At 58.8% G+C, this 3,329-nt stretch carries 4 protein-coding genes; 1 reads left to right on the plus strand and 3 read right to left on the minus strand.

Annotation, left to right across the window (positions count from 1 at the left end):
- On the plus strand, positions 1–453 hold a 453-nt coding region (locus ACW81B_RS11260), incomplete at its 5' end, for a 3'-5' exonuclease (protein ID WP_491580319.1).
- A 288-nt stretch (positions 454–741) separates the two neighbouring features.
- On the opposite strand, the gene ACW81B_RS11265 is transcribed toward ACW81B_RS11260, so the two are convergent.
- The 3 genes from ACW81B_RS11265 to drmB form a co-directional block, all read right to left on the minus strand.
- Complete coding sequence (locus ACW81B_RS11265; RefSeq protein WP_491580320.1) at positions 742–1,503, minus strand: endonuclease III domain-containing protein; 762 nt, start codon at positions 1,501–1,503, stop codon at positions 742–744.
- Entirely contained in the window at positions 1,488–2,465 is a 978-nt protein-coding gene (locus ACW81B_RS11270; RefSeq protein WP_491580321.1) for a DNA cytosine methyltransferase, read from the minus strand. The genes ACW81B_RS11265 and ACW81B_RS11270 overlap by 16 nt, the downstream gene beginning before the upstream one ends.
- A gap of 42 nt (positions 2,466–2,507) precedes the next feature.
- Positions 2,508–3,329 (minus strand): DrmB family protein (drmB, locus tag ACW81B_RS11275; RefSeq protein WP_491580322.1); only part of this gene is annotated, 822 nt, incomplete at its 5' end.

Consider the following 3,329-nt stretch of genomic DNA (forward strand, 5'->3'; position numbering starts at 1 on the left):
CGAGGCAATCGAGGCATTCCTCAAAGACTGCAACCATCGGTTGATGCTATCCGCAAAGACGGAACCACGCCCGAGGCGAGCCTGACCCGCCTGCTTGCCGCGATGCGGGAAGCCCCGATATGCATAGGCCACAACAGTCACCTTTTCGATCTTCGATTCCTGCGAGCGGAATGTCGGCGCATCGGCATGCGGGAGCCCGACTCATCTGCGTTCATCGACACCGCTGCGATCTTCAAGGGATGGCGTATGGGCACGCCATACGACCACCGCCACGAATCACCGCGCGACTACACGGTTCGAGTTCTATCGACGAGAGTCAAGGGCCTTCAATACTCGCTCGAATTCTGCTTGGAGACCCTCGCGATCGAGGCTGACAAGTCGAGGATGCACGAAGCAAGCGAGGATGCCTATCTGACTCACCTGATCTTCGAGGCGTTGCTGGATCGATTGTGATGGCGTGCCCATTGCGCATCCTGTCCTGCCGATTCGAGGGCACGGCCAGCTCAGTACCCATACCCACCGCGAGCCGGGACGGCGAAGCGGCGCGAAGTGCTCTTGCTCACCTTGCCAACACGCTCGAACTGAAGCCGACAGGACGGCCTCTCGCGTGATGTGCGATGCGGTGACGGCATTCGCGCCGTGGCCGCTTGACCATGTCATCCGAACGAGATCGGCGCCGGCGGACATCCGGACGTCGTTGATGCAACGCGCCGTCAAAAGGCTACTGGTGTAGGCACGCGGTCAACCGGTTTCGTTTGAAAACCTACACGCGGCTCTGAACGGGCATTGTTTGCAGACTGGATTGCGGGGCCGGCATATTTGTGCTCCGAAGTCCAGCAGGCCGTAGTTCACTTCCTTGTGCCCGGTCGTGTTCGCAAGTAGCCGCGCAGTTGGCAGCCAGTAGCGGCCGGGCATTACATTGTTTCGACGCGAGCCTTGGGGAATCACGATCCCCGTGAATCGCTGAAAGAAACGAATGACGTTGGCATCCACGATTCCTTCAGGTATCCCGCATCCGAATGAACGCGTCGCGCCAGCCACGTACGGTCCTACACAAGGCAACTTCACAAGCTGTGCCCAGTCTCGTGGAACCCGCCCGCCGTGACGCTCGCGAATCGTCGCACCGAGGCCGGGAAGTCTGGTCGCACGGCTGACGAATCCCAACGGGGCCAATAGTCGGCGGAGGCCGGGAACAGATGCTCGTGCCAGTCGGTTCGGATCGCCGTATCGTGCCATGACATCCGGCCAAACCTGCAACACGGCATCAGCACGCGTTCGCTGTAGCAGACATTCCGTAAGAAGCGTCCGAAAAACTCCGATTCGCCGGCGCCAGGGGTACTTCCGACAGGAATTGCGGTAGAACTCGCAGATTATCGCTCTGATCCAGCGTGTTCGAGTACTCACGCATGTCGGAACGCGCTCCGCTGGCAGAATATCTACGTCGCTCGATGTGCAACGACGCGTAGTCTTCTTCCTGGGAGCCGGGCTCACGGTTGCTTGCATAATGTCTGGACTATGCGTTTCATTACCGGCGGACACACGGCATTCCCGATCAACCTTATCCTCTCCCGGCGGGAGCCCTCGGACCACTTGTAGTTTTTCGGGAAGCCCATCGCCGCCGCCAGTTCCGGGGGCTGGAGCATGCGCATGAGATGACCACGCCCGTTCGGCACGACGAGCGCAAATCGATCCAGTGTGGTAATCGTCCGCAAAGGTCGATCGAGTGTCTGCCATCCTCCGGCGCCGTCGCTGCCGTAATAAACCATGATAAACGGGGTTCTCGTGCCAATCTCGCGGAATGCATTCTCGGCTCGCCGCAAAGTCGCTTCCGCTCGCCCGGGAGCGTCCAGTTGGGAAAACGGCCATGCTGTGCCGTCCGGCTTACATTCCTGAATGATGCGCCCGGCCGTGGCGTCTGCGTTGGGGCGCTTCTGTGGCAATCGCGGCTCATACTTGCGGTCGCAGATTACAAACAGCCGGCGCCTCATCTGTGCCACACCATAGTCCGTTGCGGTGATTTTCGCTACCAGAGTATGGTACCCGAGACCATGTAGCTGCTTGAGCCAGGAGTTGAAGCGTTTCCAGCCTTGCATCTGTATGACGTTTTCAACGACAATCCAGCGTGGCTCAAAGCTACGGGCGAAGCGGATCACTTCAAAAGCCGTTTTCCGGCTGAGCTCACATCGTGGCAGGTTGCCCTTGGCGGGGCTGTGGTTGGTGCACTCGGGCGAAGCAAGAAGAAGATCAACGCGACCGATCTTCTTCCGCACTTTGTCCGGTTCTAGCTCTCGTGAGTCCTCCGTGTAAACTGTCGCTTCGGGGTTGTTGAGTTTGAACGTTTCCGTCGCTACCGGCCAGAGGTCGATGCCTCCGACAGTCGTGGCTCCCGCAAGACGTGCGCCGCATGAGCTCCCTCCACCACCGCAGAAGAGGTCGAATGTTCGTATTGGTTTCGGTCTTGCCATGTTGTCGTATCTCGATTGCGCTAAGAGTCTGTTGAACAACGCCTACAGAATAATGGTCTTCACCAAGTCCGTGAAGAACCCGAGTTCAGGCTGTTCCGGTGTCCCGACCAGAACGCCTCTATCAAGTAGGCGGTTGCCCTCTTCACAACTTGTCTCCGGCAAGAGCGCACAAGCATGACAGGCAGCGAGGTTGAGAGAGTCCGTTCCTTGCCCGTGGCTTTCGATGCAAAGAGGGTCGGATGAGCACCACAACGCATCGTGGATCGCACCGCGGAGGATAACCTCGAAGCGTCCGGGCTTCCCCTGTTGAACGAGTCCGCCCATCGTACCCTCACAGTCGCCGGCTGCCGTGTAGATGAGAATGCCGGCCATCGCCCTGTCACCCCCCTCGTGACAATAAATGCGCTCGCGCAGCGCGGAACTCCCGTAGCCGCACTCGAAACTCAGGCGACGGATCAGCACATGAGCGAGCGTATGCAGTAGGAAGAATGAAGGCGGCAATACGTGCGGGCGTCTGTTCAGTTCGACCGCCATTCGCCGGTAGCTTTCCGTAATGACGTTGGTTCGTTCGAGCATTCGATCCGTAATCCAATCGCGTATCACCTCGTGCCGCAAAGTCAGGAAGAGTCCCTCGCCATGAACGCGCAATGCCGGCAACCAGGGTTGTGGTTGCAGGCTCAATTGGCTTTGGTCCCCACGGTCGAATTCTCGGTATGGGGGCGGCGTGATGCGCGCGAAACCCGTGAGGGCGCGCGTCTCCGCTAGCTTTTCTACAAGGACGATTCTCTCGAAATACCGTTGAATGATCGCTGGATACTCATCGGTGGTTTGTGGAAGATCGGAAGAGCACACGTCTGAACTCCA

It is taken from the genome of Thiogranum sp., from assembly GCF_058323355.1.